This is a genomic window from Streptomyces sp. NPDC030165 (genome assembly GCF_055573595.1).
In genome coordinates this window covers 13,082-32,259 of sequence record NZ_JBVIBD010000009.1, presented here as the reverse complement: position 1 = coordinate 32,259, position 19,178 = coordinate 13,082, and the positions used below count along the sequence as shown (strand labels likewise).

The following is a 19,178-nucleotide window of genomic DNA, read 5'->3' as shown; positions in this document are numbered from 1 at the left end:
AGGTGCCTGCCCGGGTGCTCCGCCGGAGCGGAGGCATTCGCCGGGGCAGCGCAGCACAGCTCGGGCCCGGAGGGACGGAATAGGCACGGTCGCGTGCCGTCGTGCGCCGGGGCTTGCCTCGTTGTCCGGCAAGGCCACCGAACGACGTGTGCGGCTGGAGCTGTGCAGCGTTCCTGCCTGGATTGAGCTGAAGCGGCGGTGTGCGCAGGCGTCGACGGTGAACTAGGAGGCCCAGTGAGTGCAGCGTTGTCCAGGCACAACGAGCGGACAGGTCCGGAGGAACCGGTGGCGGTGGTGGGAGCAGGTTGCCGCCTGCCCGGTGGTGTCGTGTCTCTGGAGGGGCTGTGGCGCTTGCTGGAGGGCGAGAAGGAGGCCGTGACCGAGGTGCCACCAGGCCGCTGGGATACCAGGCGACTGCATGCCGAGCTGCCGCCGGGCACCGCGGAACGGGTGCGCCGCGGCGGTTTCCTGACTGAGGACATCACTGCATTCGACCCGGATTTCTTCGGAATCAGCGGGCCGGAGGCACGTTGGCTGGACCCGCAGCACCGGCTGCTGCTGGAGGTTGCCTGGGAAGCGTGCGAACACGCCGGGATTCCGGTGGATGCGTTGCGGGGAACGGCCACCGGGGTGTTCACCGGCATGTACGTACCGGACCACCTGGTGCGCTCCCACCGCACACCGCAGGAGACCGGCCCGTACTGGATGACCGGCGCGATGCACGGTGTAGGAGCGGGTCGGCTGTCGTTTCTCATGGACTTGCACGGGCCAAGCCTGGCGACGGACACAGCCTGCTCCTCCTCGCTGGTGGCCGTGCACCTGGCGTGCCAGAGCCTGCGGACCGGGGAGTGCGATGCGGCGCTGGCCGCCGGGGTGTCGGTGGTCCTCAGCCCGGAGGCGATGATCTCCGAGGCCCGGTGGGACATGTTCTCGCCCACCGGCCACTGCCATTCCTTCGACGCGGCCGCGGACGGCTATGTGCGCTCCGAGGGCTGCGGTGTAGTGCTGCTCAAGCGTCTGAAGGACGCGATACGCGACGGAGATCGGGTACTGGCGGTCTTACGCGGCTCGGCGGTCAACCAGGACGGACGTTCGGTCCGGCTGACAGCTCCCTCCCAACAGGCACAGCAGGAGGCCGGAGAGGTCGCGTTGGCTCGGGCCGGGGTGGAGCCGGCCCAGGTCGGCATGGTCGAGGCGCACGGTGCCGGTACCGCGGTCGGTGACCCCATCGAGTTCGCGGCTTTGAACGCGGTGTACGGCGGGGGCCGGGGCCGGTGTGCACTCGGGTCGTTGAAGTCCAACATCGGGCACACCGAGCCCGCTTCGGGCATCGCCGGGCTGCTGAAGACCATCGTGAGCCTGCGGCACGGCCGCGTCCCGGCCACGCTGCACTTTCGCCGGTGGAACCCGCAGATCGATGCCGACGGATCCCGGCTGTTCGTGCCCACCGGGTGCCGGCCCTGGCCGGTCGAGGACGGGCCCCGGCTCGCGGCGGTGACCTCCTATGGAGTAGGCGGCACCAATGCGCATGTCATCGTCGAGCAGGCTCCGGCCCGCGTTTTCGCACGGGCCACCGGGCCGGTACGGGAAAACGGGCACCAGGGCGCAGCCTCGGTGCGGCGCACGTTCCTGCTCAGCGGCGGCTCCGGCCCGGCGCTGCGGGCCGCGGCCGGCCGGCTGGCCGACTGGCTGGAAGACGAAGGGGCACGGGTGCCGCTGCGCGATGTCGCCCACACGCTGGCGGTGCGCCGCTCGCACGCCAAACAGCGCCTTGGCGTGGTAGCGGGTGAGCGTCGCACGTTGGTGCAGCGGCTGCGGGCCCACGCGGCCGGGGAACCGGCACCGGGCATCGCCGAGGGAAACGTGGGGGGCCTGGGCGCCGGGGCGGTGTTCGTCTATTCGGGCCACGGCTCCCAGTGGGCCGGTATGGGGCAACGCCTCCTGGACACCGATGAACACTTCACGGCGGCGGTGGACGAACTGGAGCTGTTGCTGCGGGCGGAAGGCGGATTCTCCCTGCGGGAAGTCCTGACCGCACCAGGGGTGGTCAGCGGGGTGGACCGGGTCCAGCCGGTGATCTTCGCGTACCAGATCGCGCTGACCGCGATGTGGCAGGCCCACGGTGTGCAGCCGGCCGCGGTGATCGGGCATTCCATGGGCGAGGTGGCCGCCGCGGTGGTCGCCGGAGGTTTGAGCTTGGCCGACGGCGTCCGTGTGATCTGCCGCCGGGCCCGTCTGCTGCGGCGCACCGCCGGGCACGGGGCCATGGCGTCGGTCCAGCTCGGCGCGGCCGAGGTGGAACGCGATGTGCAGCGAGCCGGGGCGGACGCAGTCTCGGTGGCCGTGGTGGCCGCGCCGCACAACACCGTGGTGTCCGGCGACGCGGAACAAGTCGAACAGCTGCTGGAGGTCTGGGAGGAGCGCGGTGTCGGTGTGGCGCGGGTCCGGGTCGACGTGGCCTCGCACTCGGCACAGATGGACCCGATCCTCGACGACCTGTGCGCTGCCCTGAAAGAGCTGTCCCCCCGCAGGCCGAAGCTGCGCTTTTACAGCACCGTGCTCGAGGACCCGCGGGCCGAGGCCGCCTTCGATGCTGCCTACTGGTGCGCCAACCAGCGCCGACCGGTGCTGTTCTCCTCAACGGTCGCCGCGGCCGCCGGCGACGGCCACGGCCTGTTCCTGGAGGTCAACGCGCACCCGCTGCTGACCCGGGCGACGGAGGCGACGCTGGCCGGTGCGGGCATCACGCACGCACGGACCGTACCCGCCCTGAGCCGGGACGAGGATGAGCGCCTGACCTTCGCCACCCGGCTTGCAGCCGCGCACTGCGCCGGCTACCCCGTCGCCTGGCAGCGCTGGCTCGATGCCGGTCAGCTCGCCGAGGCCCCACCCACCACCTGGGAGCGACGGCCCCACCGAGTCGAGCCATCGACACTGACGCAAGGCGCCCCCGAGCGGCCCCACCCGCTGCTGGGTGAGCATGTGACGGACCCGGAAGACGAAGGGCGCCATCTATGGCAGGGGGTCATCAGCATCGGCCGACTGCCCTGGCTGGCCGACCACCGGCTTGAGGGGCTGGCGGTGCTGCCCGCTGCGTGCTACGGCGAGATGGCCCTCGCCGCAGCCCGCGCTCTGTTCCCCGCCCCGGCACATCGGGCCGAGGTCCACGACCTCGACTTCCAGCTCATGCTGGAAGTCGACGAGCACGAGACGCCGGTCGCAGTGACTTCTGAACCGGTCGATGACCACCGGGCCGGCTGGCAGATGCGCTCGCGCCCGGCCAATGAGTCCTGGCAGCTCCACAGCACAGCCCAGCTCGGTCTCTGCGGCCCGGCGCCCGAAAAGACAACCGACCTGGCTGCTGTGCGTGCACAACACCCGCACTCAGTGGATCTCACCGCTCTCAGGGACCGCTGGCGCACCTTCCATGCTCTGGAATACGGACCGGGCTGCCACAGCCTGACGGCCCTCTACCTTGAGGAACAGGGCAGGCGCAGTGGTCTGGCAGAAGTGACGATTCCCGATCCGGCCCGGCCGGGCGCGTCCGGCTACCAATGGCATCCGGTGCTGCTGGACGCCTGCCTGCAGGCGATGCTCGCGCTGTGGCATCACGCCGAAGCCGTGGACGAGGGGCACACCTTCCCCCGCGGCATCGGCACCCTGCGCACCTACGGCGACACCACGGGGGCCCGCTGGTGCCGCGTCCGGCTCGATGACGTCCAGCCGCGGTCGGCCACCGGACGCTTCCAGCTTCTGGACGACGATGGGCTCCTGATCGCCGAAGCCCGTGACGTACGGTTCGCCCACGGCGCCGCAGCCCCGGCGGAGGAACGTTTCAACACACCGCTGTTGCAACAGCGGTGGGAGCCGACCCCACTGGCCGCTGCCGTCGGCACCGGCGGCAGCTGGCTGCTGGCCGGCGTCCGTGAGGGCGACCTGCAGGCTGTCTCCTTGGCGAGGGCCCTCGAAACCTGCGGCGCCACCGTGCACCAGTTGGCTGCTCCCCCCTCCACGCGCTCTTGGGACCGGCTTCTGAGCGCGTTCCTGCGGGACGCCGGTGGCGGCCTTGACGGCATCGTCTTGTGGCTGCCGTCCCCGCAGCCAGTGCCGGACGCGCTGGGGGCCGAGCAGGCCCAGCAGCACGTGCTGCGCCTGGTGCAGAGCCTGCACGCACTCATGGAGCAGGAAGAAGGCGCCCGGCCCCGCCTGACGGTGATCACCCGTGCCGCCCAGTGGGCCCAGCCCGACGACTGCCCGCGGCTGGACCAGGCCGGAGTGCGCGGCCTGATGCGGGTACTGACCTACGAGCATCCGGAGTTGCTGCCCACCCTCATCGACGCGGGCGACGACACTCCCGTGATGCGGCTGGCGGCCGAAGTGCTGGCCAGGCCCGAGGAGCGCGCCGACGAAGTCGCCTGGCGCGGCACCACTCGCTATATCGCCCGCCTCGCGCACGCTCCCCTGGAACCCCACGAGCGACGACACACCACCTGCCGCTTCGAAACCGATGCTCTGGCGGTGCACTGCCGACGGGCTCGCGACATCGGCTCCGCCGAACTGGTGCATGGTGCCCGCTGCACCCCGGGCCCCGGCCAGGTGCAGATTCACATACAGGCCACGGGGACTGCCGTACCTGCTTCCGCGGACGGGCGCCCGGGCCCGGGCGCCGTGGAGTGTGCGGGCACGGTCAGCGCCCTGGGGCCCGGCGTGGACACAGTCGGTGTGGGGCAGCCGGTGATGGCCGTGCTGCCGCCCGGGGAGCTGAGCAACTATGCCGTCACTCGCGCCGACTGGGTCATGCCCGTGCCCGACGGCACCCGGCCCGCCGAGGCCGCCTGCCTGCCAGTGCCCTACCTGACCGCCTGGTACGCCCTGGGGCACCTGGCCCGCCTCGCCGCCCACGAACACGTCCTGGTCCACGACGCCGGGCACGGCGCCGGCCTGGCCGCCATACACATAGCCCGCGCCCACGACGCCCGCGTCTGGGCCACCTGCGCCACCGACGCCCAACGCCGCTACCTGCACGGAATCGGCGTCACCTGCCTGCCCGATCCGGGCCCGCACGGTTTCTCCGACGTGGCACGGCAGGCCACCGGGGCGGCCGGCTTCCACGTCGTCTTCACCCCCTCGGCCACCGCAGCTCCGACGCTACGGGCCTGCCTGGACACGCTCGCCCCCGCGGGACGATACGTGGCAGTCACCACCCCCGCCGACACGGACGCGAAGCGGTTGGCGTGGGCGGCCTTCGGCAAGGGCATCACCGTCAGCACTTTCGCCCCTGACCATCTGCTGACCGGCGCCCCCGACACCGTCGCCGCCGTACTGGCCGAGGTCGGCCACGCCCTGGGGGGCGACCTGCCGGCCTGGCCATGCACCGTCTACCCGATCACCGGTGCTGCCGCGGCGCTACGCGCCGTCCCGCACGGCCGGCACACTGGCGCCCTGGCGCTGGCCTGGCCCGGCACCGGGCCGGCCGTCACCGTCGTACCGCCGAAGGACGTACCGATCGTCCGCACGGACGGCAGTTACCTGATCACCGGCGGGCTGGGCGGCCTGGGCATGCTGGTGTGCCGCTGGCTCGCCGAACGGGGGGCGGGCGCCATCGTCGTCAACGGCCGCTCGGCGCCCTCCGCCAAGGCCGCGGACGTCCTGGACGAGCTGCGCGCAGCCGGCACCCGCATCGAGGTGGTGCGCGGTGACATCGCCGCCGCCGGCACAGCCGAGGAACTGGTGGTGGCCGCCGAGGCCGACGGGCTGCCGCTGCGCGGGGCTGTGCACGCCGCCATGGACCTCAAGGACGCCACCGTGGCGGGCATCGACGCACCGCTCCTGCAGCGAGTCTGGCGCCCCAAGGCCCTCGGCGCGTGGCGGCTGCACGAGGCCACCTGCGATCGCGAGCTGGACTGGTGGGTGTTGTTTTCCTCCTTCACCTCCACGGTCGGCTCGCCCGGCCAGGGCGCCTACGGCGCAGCCAACGCCTGGCTGGACGAATTCGCCTCCTGGCGCCGTGCCCACGGCCTGGCCGCCACCGCGATCAACTGGGGGCCCTGGGCCGATGTCGGGCGCGGCGCGCAGACCCGGGCCCGCGGTTTCGACATGATCAGCCCCGACGAGGGCACCGCGGCTCTGGAGCACCTCCTGCGCCACGACCGCCACCGCACCGCATACATCGCCTTGCACCCGCACGACTGGCTGGCGGCCTACCCCGCCACGGCATCGTCCACCTTCTTCAAGCGGCTACTGGCATTCCCGAGCGACACCGAGACCCCCGGCAACCTGCTGGACGACCTCACTCGCACACAGGCGCACCAGCGCCTCGACCGCCTTCGCGACCACATCGTCGGTGAACTCGCCGACGTGCTGGGCCGCGACGCCGAGCGCATCGACCCCGGCGCCTCCCTGGTCGCCCTGGGCCTGGACTCCCTGCTGACCATCGAGCTGCGCAACCGGCTCCAGCGCACCCTGCGCTGCGACATCCCACGCACCACCCTGTGGACCAAACCCACCCTGACCGCCCTGGCCGACGATCTGCTCGACCGTCTCGCCCTGCCGCAGAAGGGATGACCGCCATGCCCCACACCACCGAAGCCCTGCTGGAAGGGGGCCCGGACCACCTGGCCGGACGCCGGTCCGTGACGCAGACCGACAGCGGCGCCGACCTCAAGATCCCCCACCTCAACCGCTACGAGCATTACACCTTCAGCGGCACCCTCCAGGACAGCGACGGCACCGCCGTCCAGGTCTTCCGCTGGACACATCACACCTTCATCGCCGAGTAACCCCCACCGCGCCGGGCGGCCCGGCGGGCGCCGCCCGGCCCCGGACTCAGGAGAAACATGCCATCGACTTCCCCGTTCCCGACACTGGACGGTGCCAAGATCCTGCTCACCGGCGCTTCCTGCGGCATCGGCCGGGCCACGGCCCAGACCCTCGCCCAGGCCGGAGCCGACCTTGCCCTCAACGGTCGTCGGGCGGAAAATCTGCAGGACGTCGCGGCACTGGTCGGAGCCGAAGGCCGCTCCGCACACCTGCTTCCCGACGATCTCAGTGACCCCGATGCGCCCCGGCGGCTCGTCGAAGCCGCAGCCACCGGCCTTGAAGGGCTCGACGCCCTGATCCACATCGCCGGAGCCTATACGGCCGACAACGCCGGACAGTTCCGGCTGGCCCCCTTGCTCACCAGCGAAGGCGAGGACTGGTCCGCAGCCATCGCCGTCAACTTTACCGCGGCTCTGCACCTGTGCCGCAACGCCCACCCCTACCTGACCAAGTCGACGAACCCATCCGTCTTACTGATGTCCTCCGCCGTGGGCCTGATGGGCGCGCCCGCCGGCGAGGCATACGCCATGACCAAGGCCGCGCAGGTCTCCCTCGTCCGCAGTCTCGCCGTGGCCTGGGGCCCGCAGAACATCCGCGTCAACGCCCTGTGCCCCGGAATCGTGGACACCGGCGCATTCGAAACCCTCGAAGACGACGAGGAACTGTCCCGCTGGCTGCGCAGCCGCACCCCGTTGGGCCGGTGGGCCACCGTGCAAGACATCGCCCAGGCCGTGCTGTTCCTGACCTCCCCGGCAGCCGGGTTCATCACCGGCCAGGCCCTCGCCGTCGACGGCGGCATGTCCGTGCCCGGCAGTGGCTTCACCGCCCCTGACACCACCGTGACACGCACACCATCGCCCTCCCGCTGACCGCATCAGCCAGAGCATGACCGTGGCGGCCGGCCCTGCCCCGCTCCGGACGGTTCCTGACAGTGGCGCCGCGCCCGAGATGCACCAGGCGGTCAGTGCCTGCTGTTCGCCCTTGAGACCCCCGACAGGTTTGACCGGCAAGGAGACCGATATGGCCAAGAAGAGGATCACTGCGGGCATGGTGCTCGACCAGGTACTCGACTACGGCAAGGACACCACCAAAGCGGCGCTCGGCGCCGTCACCGGAGGCCGACGCCGCAAGGCGAACGACAAGACGGACAAACAGCAGCAGCAAGCCCTCGCTGCCCTCACCGCAGAAGTCCGCCACCTGGCACAGCGCCTTGCGGCGGCCGAGACCGGCAAAGCCTCCGGCACCTCGGGCAACCGGCGGGACGGCGAGTAACCGCACCACACCGAGAGCGAAGGAGGGCCGTATGCCACGGGGACGCGCGCGCCGTACGGCGGGCATTGTCGGCCGGACCCTTTGCGCGCAGGCCCTCCATGCCGTTCGGACACCCTCTGGCGACCCCCCGCCTGCGGTAGATGACAAGCATCGGCAACGGGCCCGTACCGTCCGCGCCACCTTGGAAGAACTGGGCCCGCTGTATGTCAAGGTCGGCCAGATCCTCGCTACCCGCCCCGACTTCGTACCGCACCACGTACGCCAAGAACTCGCTCAACTCAACGACGAGGCCACCGTCGAGCCATTCACCGCCTTCGAGCCGGTCCTGGAAGAGGAACTCGGGCCCGGCTGGCGCGACCGGTTCCAGGCCGTTCACACCGGCGAACCTCTCGGTTCGGCCTCGCTGGCCCAGGTCTACAAAGCCGTTACTGCCGACGGCACACCGTGCGTCATCAAGGTCCAGCGCCCCGGAGCCCGGACCGCCGTGCGCGACGACATGAAGGTCCTGCGCACAGCCGCCCGTCTGCTGGGCCTGGCCGCTCCCCGCTTCAAAGAAGTCGTCGCCCCTGACGCGCTGCTGGAAGCTCTGTTCACCGTCATGGAACCCGAGCTGGACTTCACCCGCGAAGCCAAGAACATGAACACGGCTCGCATCCACGCCGCACGGTTCACGAGGCTGTCGGTGCCCGTGGTCATCGACGCCACCCCCCGCGTCCTGGTGCAGACCCTGGCTGACGGCGTCCCCATCAACAAGGTGAAGCCCGACACGCTGACCAACGAACAGCGCACCGCCCTGACAGGCGACTTGATCACCTTCATGCTGCGGTCCTATTTCGTCGAGCGTACCTTCCACGCCGACCCTCACCCAGGCAACATCCTGATCAGCGACACCGGCACGGCCCACCTCATCGACTGGGGCATGGTCGGACGCATCGACCGCAACGCTAGTACCGCCTTCCTGGGGGCCTTCCTGTCCCTCGTGCGCAACGACGGGGCAGGCATGGCCCGGCAATGGATCAATCTCGGTTACGCGACCCCGTGGAGCAACATCAGCGGCTTCATCGCAGACGTATCCAACGCCGTGCCGCACTGGGCCGACGCCTCCCTGGACGAACTGAACTTCGGCGTCGCCCTCACCGCAGTCCTGCGCTTCTCCACCAGCCGCGGCATCAGGATCACTCCGCTGGCCTCCGTCGTCGGCAAATCCGTGGCCAACATCGAAGGATCCGTACGCTGCATCTGCCCCGACCTCAAACTCTCCGACGCACTGCGCGATGCCCTGCCCGACATCGTCAAAGACCTGCTGGGCGAAATATTCAGCCCCGAACAGATTGCCCAGTCGGCCATCGACAGTCTCACCGCTGCGGCCAAGGTACCCACCCAGGTGGAAGCGCTCCTGGACGACATGGCCGGGCGGCAATTCACCATCCAGTCCCGCGCCGGCCTAACCGATGCGCGATGGCAGCCACGCACCCTTCTGCGCGGAGTGCTGACCACCAGCCTGGTAACCGCGGCGGCCGCCGCACTGACCCGAAACCGCACCCGGCAAGAGCAGGAAGCCACGCGCCGTACGCCGTTGGCCTGACGACGGCGATCGCCGCCCGCAAGGCGCCCTCGCTCGCACTGACACCGCAGCCGAGACACCGAGGAGTCCTCATGGCCACATTCACACCGGGCCCAACGCCGACAGCAGCACCCGGCACGGACCTCATGAACTGCAAAGACCACCTGACCTGGCGCGTGGAGGGCGGAACCCGCGCCCGGCCCATCATCGTGACCATCATGTTCCTGGAAGACAAGCTGCCATGGGAGCAGTTCGTCGCCTGGCACCAGCAACTGTGCGCAGGTATGCCCCGCATGCGTGCGCGCGTCCAGGAATTGTCCTCGCCCCTCCGCCGCCCCCACTGGGCAGCGGACCCCGACTTCCGCCTCGAACAACACCTGCAGCATGTCACCGTCAGCGGCAAAGGCACCCGCCGAGACGTTCTGGAAACGGCCGCGACACTGGCCGAAGTACCCTTCTGCCAGAGCCGCTCCCCCTGGAACGGCTACCTGATCGACGGGTTGGACGACGGCTGTTCCGCCTACCTTCTCAAAATTTCCCACAGCATCGCCGACGGTGTCCGACTGCGCGAGATGTTCCTGCGCCAAGCCGCCACTGACCGACCGACCGCCCCCAGCACACCGTCGCCCACAGCCGAATCACCCGCCCCCGCGGCACACCACCGCCCCCACCCCAGGAATGCGGTACGGCGCCTGGGCAAAGCCGCCCAGTTCATCACCCAGGCCCTGAACGACATCCGCGACCGGCCCTACCCCATACCACCGGTGAAGACGCGCTTCGCCCGGTGTTACTACACCACCAAGGTCCCCACCGACCCGTTCAAGAGCGCCGCTGTCGCCTGCGGCGGGACCGTGCACGACGCACTCGTCGCCGCGGTCGCCCAAGGCTGCCACCGATACCATCGGTCCCGTGGAACCCGACGCGAGCGTCTGCGCGTATTTTCCCCCTACGCCGAGCCCCCGCTCACCGCACGCGTCCCCTTCTCCCCCATGGGCAACCACTGGTTCATCGTCCGCTTCCCCCTGCGCGCCGACCAGCCCGATCCACGCCGACGCATTCGTGAAGTCCGCAGCGCCGTCCAAGTGGCCTACCACCGCGATGCCGCCGACTGGATGGGCGCCGTCGCCCGCATCAGCCCTCTCATCCCCTTGCGCTGGTTCGAGGCCGGCTTCCTGCGTCTGTGTGCCTCCCACGACTTCGGCATCAGCAACATGCCCGGCCCCCGCGCGCCGCTGTCCATAGGCGGGACCCGCGCCCGGGAGATCTACGCCATCGCGCCGGTCATGGGCTTCGCCGTAGCCGTCACCCTGTTGTCCTATCGCGACCACTGCCACGTCACGGTCAACATCGACCCTGACGTCATCGCGGACCCTGACCTGTTCGCCCAGTACATCCACGACAGCCTCCACGAGATAGGCGAGCTCCACGCCCCGGCACAGCCGGCATCCGGCGATCACACCTGACCGGCCACGGCGGGCCCGTCCGGTACCGGTACGGGTCCGCTTTCGCCTCACCGACCACCAGGGCCCGGAAGGAGCCCGCCTCCGTGACTGAACAGTTCGCCCACGCCAACGGCATAAGAATCTGCTACGAGACCATAGGGGCCCCGAGCAACCACCCCCTTCTCCTGATCTTCGGCATGTACGGCCAGCTCATCTGGTGGGACGACGCCCTGTGCCAACAGCTGGCAGAAGAAGGCTTCTACGTCGTCCGCTTCGACAACCGCGACAGCGGCCGCTCCCACCACCTGCCCAACCCGCCCCACCTCCTGCGCACCGCACTGCGCCTCACCCGGCCGGCCTACACCCTCGCCGACATGGCCGAAGACGCACTCGGCCTTCTCGACCACCTCCGCCTGCCAGCAGCTCACATCGTGGGCGCCTCCATGGGCGGCATGATCGCCCAAGTGCTGGCCCTCAGACACCCCAGCCGCGCACTGTCCCTGACATCGATGATGTCGACACCCGGACGCCCCAGGATCAGCCGCTGCACCAAACCCTCGCTCCTGCCCTACCTCCTGCACCGCTGCCCCTCCGACCTCGACGGCTACATCAGCACCAGCACGGCCATGCTGCGAAAGCTGTCCTCCCCCGACCGCCCCTTCGATGAGCGCGGCACGCAGACTCTGCTTCGCCGCAGCCACGCCCGAGGCGTCGACCCCGACGGCACCCACCGTCAGATGGCAGCCGTCCTGTCCGCAGCCGACCGCACCCAGGCTCTTCGGAACCTGGACCTCCCGGCCCAAGTTCTGCACGGAACCCGCGACCCCCTCGTACCTCTGGCGTGCGCCCGGGCAACGGCGCGCGCCATACCTGGCGCACAACTACGGACCATCCCCGGAATGGGACACCACTTTCCGCCCGAAGGGTGGCCACACCTCATAGAGGGGCTCCACGCGGTAGCGCAACGATCCGGAAGTGGCCCGCCACCTTACGAAAACCCGTAGGACACCCGACCGACGCCGCCCGCGTTCGCCGATATCGTCCGCTGCACGATGCTCACTGCGCCGGCGCTCATCGGACGGAACCACGGAATCCGCGTACCTCGGCCTCGGAGGCAATTGAGGCCGGAAGCATCGGTCTGTCACCAGCTCGCCAGCCCCACGCCTCGATAGCACGACTGGCCAGCGCACGGGACTGCGCCAAAAGGTTCTCCTTCGGCCTCCGACAGAACAAGTGCGTCTCGGCCACCAGCAAAGGATCATTCATGCGCCGGTTTTAGCGCACGCAAGGCTCCACCGAAAGCCAACGTGGCCCGCTAATCGGTGAGAATACGACGGCCAGCGCCCTTGGTCCCGCAGTTTCCACCCACGGCGGCGTGCCCCACGACTCCGGCGTCGCCTCGGCCGTGATCAACACCTCCCAGCGGGTCGGCGGCGCGCTGAGCCAGGTCTTCGTTGTCCCCGCCCGGCAACGGAGCGACGCCAAGGGCGCGCAGCGCGGCCCGGACAGTTCATTCGTGTGTCCCCTATGCGACGCAGGGCCTGCTGGGCAGCGGCCGAGGTCATCGCCGGTGATGTCCGCAGCGTCCCGAGGCGGTGTTCGCCTCCCGGCGGGCCGACTATGCGGCGTCGCGCAGTCGCGTGGATTTCGCGAGGGGCCCAGTTCTGACATGGCCTCCTCGAAGGTTCGCGCGGCCACGGTTCGGCCTGGCCGGCGATGCTCCGCTACCGGATCGTCGCGGGGAGCGGGCCTGCTCGCGCAGTCCGGGAGCCGGGGCGTGGGCCGAGTCCGTGGTGTCAACGCCGCCGTCGGGGCCCGATTTGGGGAGCTGCCACAAGGCGCGGCCGCACCGACGACGCGGCGCCGACCACTGGCGTTTCTTTTCCTCCAGCAGCGCCTCGGAAGCATGATGTTCCCTCCTGCTGGCCTGCGGCCGTGCTGGGCGCAGGCCGGGGCAGGGGCCGGTGCCGGGCGGCAGGCCAGAAGGCTGATAACCGGCCGTTGTGCAGTGCAGCAGGCCGGGCAGGGCGGTGCGCCGCAGCTCTCCCCGGGGCTGCGGCGCACCTGGTGGCGGGGTCGCTGGGAGGCGGCCCGGCCCGGTCAGCGGCGGCCCCAGTGCTTGGTGTCGACGACGTGGCGGTGGTCGTTGCGCAGGGTGGCGGTGTCGCGCTGGTTGTCCCAGACGTAGTTGCGGCGGTCCTGGTAGACGTCGCGCCAGGTGTCGGGTCCGTTGCCGGTGTGTACGCGGACTTCCTGGCGGCCGTTCAGGCGCAGGTTGTTGAAGCGGTAGGTCTTGTGGGTGCGCTCACTGGTCAGGGTCCAGCCCTTGAGGTTGACCGGGCGGTGGCCGGTGTTCTTGACGGTGACCCACTCGGCGTTCAGGGACCGGTTGGAGCCGTCGTCGCGGCCGGGGCTGTCGGCCTGCACCGCGCCGATGACGACGGGGGAGCGGTGGGTGGTGGGCAGGCTGCGGGCGTCGGTGGCGGTGGCCGGCAGGGCGGCGGTGCCGACGAGGGCGGCCGAGCCGAGCGCGAGGGCCGCGAGACGGGCGGAACGGGACATGAACAACCTCCTGCGGGCAGCCCCGCCTACGGCGGGACCAGTGGGACGAGATGCCCGGACGGCTGCCGGGCGGACTCACTGTGCGCTCGTCTGGCAGGCCGTGGTTGAAGATGTGACGGCCTACTACAGAACACGGACATTTGCACAACCCTTGCGTGTCCGTCGCGCGTGCCCCCGCGGCCATCCGACGGCCGTGCGCCCCCGGTACGCCGCTCCGTACACGGCACTGAACTGCGCATTCGCTGGGACAGGCGCTTGTGAGGGTGGCGTTGTGCACGGGCATGCGGGGAGGGTGCCGGCCGTTGGGAACGGATGTGCATGCCGAAAGCGGCCCTCGGGAAAGCTGCGGGCGGGCGAAGAACCGTTCCGGCAGCAGGGTGCCCGCAACACGGTGCGTTTCCTTGTGGCGGGACGATCGTTTGGTCCGATACGACGCGCTCAGTGCCCCGGCCCGCTTCTGTCATGGCTGATCAATCAGGGCGGGCGCGACGGGAGTTTGCCGCATGGGTGGTGATTCCCGGCGCGGGGAGCTGGGTGATATCCCGTATGGGATACGGGCGCCTGGTCAACGCCAGGTGTCCGGTTCGTCATCTTCGAAAAGATGAAGGACCACACGTGCAACATCTCGTGAAACAGAGCGTGCTGGTCGCCGCGACGGCGACCGGGATACTGGCTGGCGCGACGGCGGGCGCGCATGCCGACTCCGGCGCCGTGGGACGCACCGCGGCTTCCCCCGGCGTGCTCGCGGGCAACCTGCTCCAGGCCCCCGTCCACCTGCCGGTAAACCTGTGCGGCAACACCGTCAACGTCGTCGGCCTGCTCAATCCCGTCTTCGGCAACCACTGCGCCAACCCCGGCGGCCACCACCACCCACCCGGCCACAAGCCGCCAGGGAGCCACCAGCCTCCCGGCCACAAGCCTCCTGGGGGCCATCAGCCTCCGGGTCAGAAGCCGCCGGGGCATCAGCCGCCGGGTCACAAGCCTCCGGGTCAGAAGCCGCCGGGGCAACAGCCGCCCGGTCAGAAGCCGCCGGGGCATCAGCCACCCGCCAATCAGCCGCCTGGTCACCGGCCGCCGGGCCATGAGGTTCCGGGGGCTCCGGGGCCGGGACACCGGCCGCCGACCGATGTCGCCGGAGCGGTGGACGCCCGTATCCCGTCGGCCGCATCCCCGGCCGTCGGCAAGGGCCGGGAAGGGGGGCAGGCCGTTCAGGGCCCGGCCCTGGCACACACCGGCAGCGGCCATGTCGGCGCCGCGACTGCCATGAGCGGCGCGCTGCTGCTGGGCGGTGTGGCGCTGGTGCGCCGCAGCCGCAGTTCACGCGCCTGACGTGGGCCCCTTCGGCACTGCGTGACCAGCCGCATCTGGCGGCTCCTGACCCGGGAGCCGCCAGTCGGGCACTCCCGCTCGGGTGCAGCGGCCAGCCGCACCGGACAGGTACACGGTGGCGCCTCTGGCCCCCGTTTCCCCGGCGATGCGCCATGATTCACCGGCTTTCCCCTCATGTCGTGGCCCGAATGGTCTTCTGGACGGAGCAACGAACTGCCACCGCGGCCGGGCACGTACCGTTGCGACTCCTTCACCCGATGGTCACGTTCGGTGGCGTCACGGCGGCGGCTTGGTGAAGATGTCACTGAGCGTTTTCAGCGTTGCCTCTCCAGGGTGAGGACAGCTTTGGCGATGATGGTCATGCGGTTGGGGCTGATGCGGGATCTGCGAAAGATCTGCCAGGACTTCAGCCGTGCAATGCCGCGTTCGACTGGTGCCCTCACCGCGGCCAGGGCCCGGTTGACGGTGCGCTGGGTGAGGGTGAGTTCACCGCCCGGTGGGCGTTTGAGCCCGGTGGTCACCCAGGGGCCGGCGCCCTGGGAGGCGCGGTCGGCGAGGACCGGGACGCCTTGGCGTTCGCAGATCTGGATGATGCGGTGGGTGCGGGCCGCCGTCAGGTCGTGGGTGCGGCCCGGCAGCGCGGGCGAGAACCACAGCACCTCACCGGCGGGATCCGTGACGACCTGCACATTCACGCCGTGACGGCGGTGCTTGGCTGAGTAATCGGCCTGACTGTCGCCGACGCGGTCGCACTCGGCCAGCGTCCCGTCAAGCAGGACGAACTCCGGATCACGCTCGCGCAGAGTTTTGAGCAGGCCCGGGGCCCGGTCGGCGAGCAAGGCGGTCACGGCGGTGACATACGCGTGGGCGGTGCCGACGGATATCCCGAAGCCGGACGCGATCCGGGTGAGGGTGTCGTGGCGGCGCAGGTACACCAGAGCGACGAGCGCACGCTGGTGCGGCGGGAGCTTGCACCGTCGGTCACCCTCACGGGTGACGACGAGCATCGTGACCCACTCGACAAGGGTATGCGGGAGGTCGAGTGCGGCAGGATAGCAAACCAACAGGGCTCCTGCGCCGACGGGTTGAGGCTTCGGATGCCTCCTTCAACGGCACGGGGGCCTTGTGCGTTGCGGCCCTCACCTCGACCTCACTGGCGTCATCCGATCAGTGGCCACGCTGAAAACGCTCACTGACGCTGTGCTCACCCTGATGGCCGCAACTTCCGGGAGAGGGGCGTCCGTTGGGCTGCTACAAGGCGTTCCGGGATTGCCGGACGACCTTCCGCTGTGAACGGATACGGAGCCTCTCGTGTGGCGCCGTCGTGGGGGGCTCCGTGTCGGCACTTGTCGTCCCGCGTCGTGGCCGGCCTGGCGCGCGAACTGCGCTGTCGATGGTGACGCACGTATGACGCACGCCCCCCTGATTGGCTCATACGGAGGCATAAACAGCTTCTGACCTGGAGTTTTCTTGAGTCCCTCCCGGTTGGAGATTCTTCCGGTAGCGCACCATGTGGAGTACGTAGCGATCTTGGAGGGGGCGGGTAAGGGCGTCTGACTCGAGGAGATGTGCGTGCACGTCGTGTGTGGTGTTACGGTCGGGATCTTGACGTATGAACGACACGCGCTCGCCGTGCTTCCTGGCGGGGCGTCAGTTGAATGTCGACGTCTAGGAGAGGCATTATTTCAGCGCAATTCGCCACTCTACCTCGGCGTTGAGGGCATCGACGACGTGACCGCCGTCGGCGGTGAGTTCTCCAAGGGGCTGGCCCGTGCAGTTCGGTCGGGAGCGTGTGCGGGAGCCAGGCGGGGTTTCTTCTCGAATTCCGGGGCGTGTTGCTGTGGCGCTCGGCGGGGAGCCCGCCCGGGCTGGTGGGAGATTGCCTTGCTATGGCGTTGAGTTGGGCGCTCCGTAGACACGACGCCTCGCGAGAAGTCTCCTCGGTTCGCCGAGTCGAGCACGCTCTACGACGCTCATTGCGACGACCCCGCGGGCGACGGCGCTCGCCAGGTGATGCTCGGCGTCGCCCACCCGTACGAGCCTCCCCCCTTCGCCGGATGGAGCGCCTCGGCGGGTGGCCGGGCCCGCACCAGCTCGAAGATCACCTTGGGGCGACCTTTAGAAAAACTTGACACTCCATTACCCAAGGGAATATATGTTCGGTGCGCGCCGATGGCATTGGGGGCCGTGGCAGGGGGGATCGGCATGAGTTCGCCGTGACGTGAGCCCAGCCTCAGCATGCTCGAAACCATTTTGGTGCGGGCATGTCTGACCGTTGGGAGTTCGTGTATGAGATGGCGTGACACCTTTGACCGGCCGGTAACCGTGACGCTGACAGCGTCGGTTGCGATGGCTGCCTGGATCGGCGGGCCGATGGCCGCAATGGCGCAGGCAGTACCTGTGGAGGGCCCGGGTTCGCTCGTGGAGGAATTTGCATACCCTGACCGGGACAAGCTGCTGGCCGAGAAGGGCCTGAAGCTGGTATCGGGTGACGGCAATATCACGCTGGCTGACTGCAAGACTGACGGCAGTCTGGTGCGTATCAACAGCCGCACCAGCGGGGACGTGTGCTTTGCTGTCTCCGGAGCCACGGGTTATCTGTCCATGGAGATCGAGCGGGCCTACCTCGCCAAGGCCGATGACGGCGATGTCGTGGCGACTGTCCGCACCGAAGACCCCCGGACCAATGGCTCGAAGGTCGAGAAGGTCGACCTGGAGCCCGGCAAGTGGAAGTCCGTCGGCGAAGGACTCGACCCCAAACTCTCCGCCACCCTGCTGGAACTCAGCGTCGGCCAGGGGAAGCCCGGCCCGGTCCTGTCCGGTGATTCCGTACGCCCGTGGCTGGCCCGCGTCACAGTGAACCAGCCGGGGCACAAGGACGGACGGAACTGCAGCGCGGCCCTGGTCGACAGCAGTTGGATTCTCACTGCAGCCAGCTGCCTCGGTGGATCCGCCGCGATACCGGCCCTGGGCGAAGGGGCGCCGAAGGACAGCGTCACGGCGGCCTTCGCCGGCAAGGCTCCGGTGAAGGTCAACTACCTGGTGCCGCGCGGCGATCGCGACGTCGTGCTGGCCCGATTGGCCACCCCGGTCACCGACATTACCCCCGCCACGCTCACCAGTAGTGCTCCCGCTGACGGGGCTGCGCTGGAGGCCGCCGGGTACGGCCGCTCCGACACCGCCTGGGTGCCCCGTAGCCCCCACGCCACCAAGACGACTCAGGCCAAGGCCACCGACGCCGAGGTGGAGCTGACCGGCGGCCGGATGTGCAAGGGCGACGCCGGTGGCCCGATCGTCGATGGCAGCGGTCGCATCACAGCAGTGCAGAGCCGCGCCGACCACGCAGGCTGCCTGGGTCAGCCCGGCGAGAGCCAGACCGCGGTCGCGGCTCGCACCGACAACATCACCGAATGGCTCGACGCAGGTGTCTCCAGCCACAAGGACCGGTTCAGCCTGGATGAGGGAGCTGGTTCGCGGCGTGTGTCGGGAGGCGCTTCCAGGGGGGTCGTTGCGGAGTTGGGTGGCGGTGCCGAGTTGGGTGCCGCGGGGAAGTCCGGTTCCGCACTGCGTCTGAACGGGACGTCGGGGTTTGCGGCGACGGCTGGTCCGGTGGTGGATACGACAAAGTCGTTCTCGGTGTCGGCGTGGGTCAGGCTGGACAACAAGAACAAGAACTACACGTTTCTGTCACAGGCAGGTGACCACGCCAGCGGTTTCCAGATCTACTACTCGCAGCACTACGACAAGTGGGTCTTCAATCGTCACGCTTCTGATGCGGATGACACGAAGATTGTCCGTGCGATGAGCAAGGATGTGGCGAAGGCGGGTGAGTGGACGCATCTGGCGGGTTCCTACGATGCGGACACCCAGACGCTGTCGCTGTTTGTGAACGGCAAGTTGCAGGAGTCGGTGAAGTTCACGACACCGTGGCGGGCCAGGGGCGGACTCCAGTTGGGCCGGCTCTTCTACAAGGGGGCCTGGCAGGAGAACGCGCACGGCCTGATCGATGGCGTGCACGCGGTGCAGTCGCCGGTGGCCGAGGCCGATGTGGCGGCCATGTCCCGCGGCGAAATGCCCACATACCTCAAGGAGCTCGCCTCCTTCTCTTTGGATGAGGGTGTTGGTTCGGGGCGTGTGTCGGGGGGTGTTCCGGGGGAGTTTGTCGCGGAGTTGGGTGGCGGTGCCGAGTT

The 19,178-nt window shown here is 69.4% G+C and carries 11 protein-coding genes; 9 read left to right on the top strand and 2 right to left on the bottom strand.

The features are described 5' to 3' along the window. Positions 1-234: 234 nt before the first annotated feature. From ACZ4Z1_RS18460 to ACZ4Z1_RS18430, 7 genes are all read left to right on the top strand, one after another. Complete coding sequence (locus ACZ4Z1_RS18460; RefSeq protein WP_468487644.1) at positions 235-6,564, top strand: type I polyketide synthase; 6,330 nt, start codon at positions 235-237, stop codon at positions 6,562-6,564. Positions 6,565-6,569: 5 nt separating this feature from the next. Next, a complete protein-coding gene (locus ACZ4Z1_RS18455) occupies positions 6,570-6,779 on the top strand; it encodes a DUF5988 family protein (RefSeq protein ID WP_030602955.1) in 210 nt (69 codons plus the stop codon). 57 nt (positions 6,780-6,836) lie between these two features. Continuing rightward, complete coding sequence (locus ACZ4Z1_RS18450; RefSeq protein WP_468487643.1) at positions 6,837-7,688, top strand: SDR family NAD(P)-dependent oxidoreductase; 852 nt, start codon at positions 6,837-6,839, stop codon at positions 7,686-7,688. Positions 7,689-7,839: 151 nt separating this feature from the next. After that, positions 7,840-8,091 (top strand): hypothetical protein, encoded by a 252-nt coding sequence (locus ACZ4Z1_RS18445; RefSeq protein ID WP_468487642.1) that lies wholly within the window; start codon positions 7,840-7,842, stop codon positions 8,089-8,091. 181 nt (positions 8,092-8,272) lie between these two features. After that, positions 8,273-9,676: an ABC1 kinase family protein gene (locus tag ACZ4Z1_RS18440; RefSeq protein ID WP_468487641.1), complete on the top strand. Its 1,404-nt coding sequence runs from the start codon at positions 8,273-8,275 to the stop codon at positions 9,674-9,676. Positions 9,677-9,747: 71 nt separating this feature from the next. Then, positions 9,748-11,118: a wax ester/triacylglycerol synthase domain-containing protein gene (locus tag ACZ4Z1_RS18435; protein WP_468487640.1), complete on the top strand. Its 1,371-nt coding sequence runs from the start codon at positions 9,748-9,750 to the stop codon at positions 11,116-11,118. A gap of 83 nt (positions 11,119-11,201) precedes the next feature. Then, positions 11,202-12,101 carry an alpha/beta fold hydrolase gene (locus ACZ4Z1_RS18430; protein ID WP_468487639.1) on the top strand — a complete coding sequence of 300 codons (900 nt, stop codon included), beginning with the start codon at positions 11,202-11,204 and terminating at the stop codon, positions 12,099-12,101. A 1,096-nt stretch (positions 12,102-13,197) separates the two neighbouring features. On the opposite strand, the gene ACZ4Z1_RS18425 is transcribed toward ACZ4Z1_RS18430, so the two are convergent. Next, complete coding sequence (locus ACZ4Z1_RS18425) at positions 13,198-13,659, bottom strand: lamin tail domain-containing protein (protein ID WP_468487638.1); 462 nt, start codon at positions 13,657-13,659, stop codon at positions 13,198-13,200. Positions 13,660-14,274: 615 nt separating this feature from the next. Here ACZ4Z1_RS18425 and ACZ4Z1_RS18420 point away from each other — a divergent pair. Next, a complete protein-coding gene (locus ACZ4Z1_RS18420) occupies positions 14,275-14,988 on the top strand; it encodes a chaplin (protein WP_468487637.1) in 714 nt (237 codons plus the stop codon). Positions 14,989-15,302: 314 nt separating this feature from the next. Here the strand turns inward: ACZ4Z1_RS18420 and ACZ4Z1_RS18415 are convergent, their stop codons facing one another. Continuing rightward, complete coding sequence (locus ACZ4Z1_RS18415) at positions 15,303-16,052, bottom strand: transposase (protein WP_468487636.1); 750 nt, start codon at positions 16,050-16,052, stop codon at positions 15,303-15,305. A 1,285-nt stretch (positions 16,053-17,337) separates the two neighbouring features. Between ACZ4Z1_RS18415 and ACZ4Z1_RS18410 the strand changes: the two genes are divergently transcribed. Further along, positions 17,338-19,178 (top strand): LamG-like jellyroll fold domain-containing protein (locus ACZ4Z1_RS18410; RefSeq protein ID WP_468487635.1); only part of this gene is annotated, 1,841 nt, incomplete at its 3' end.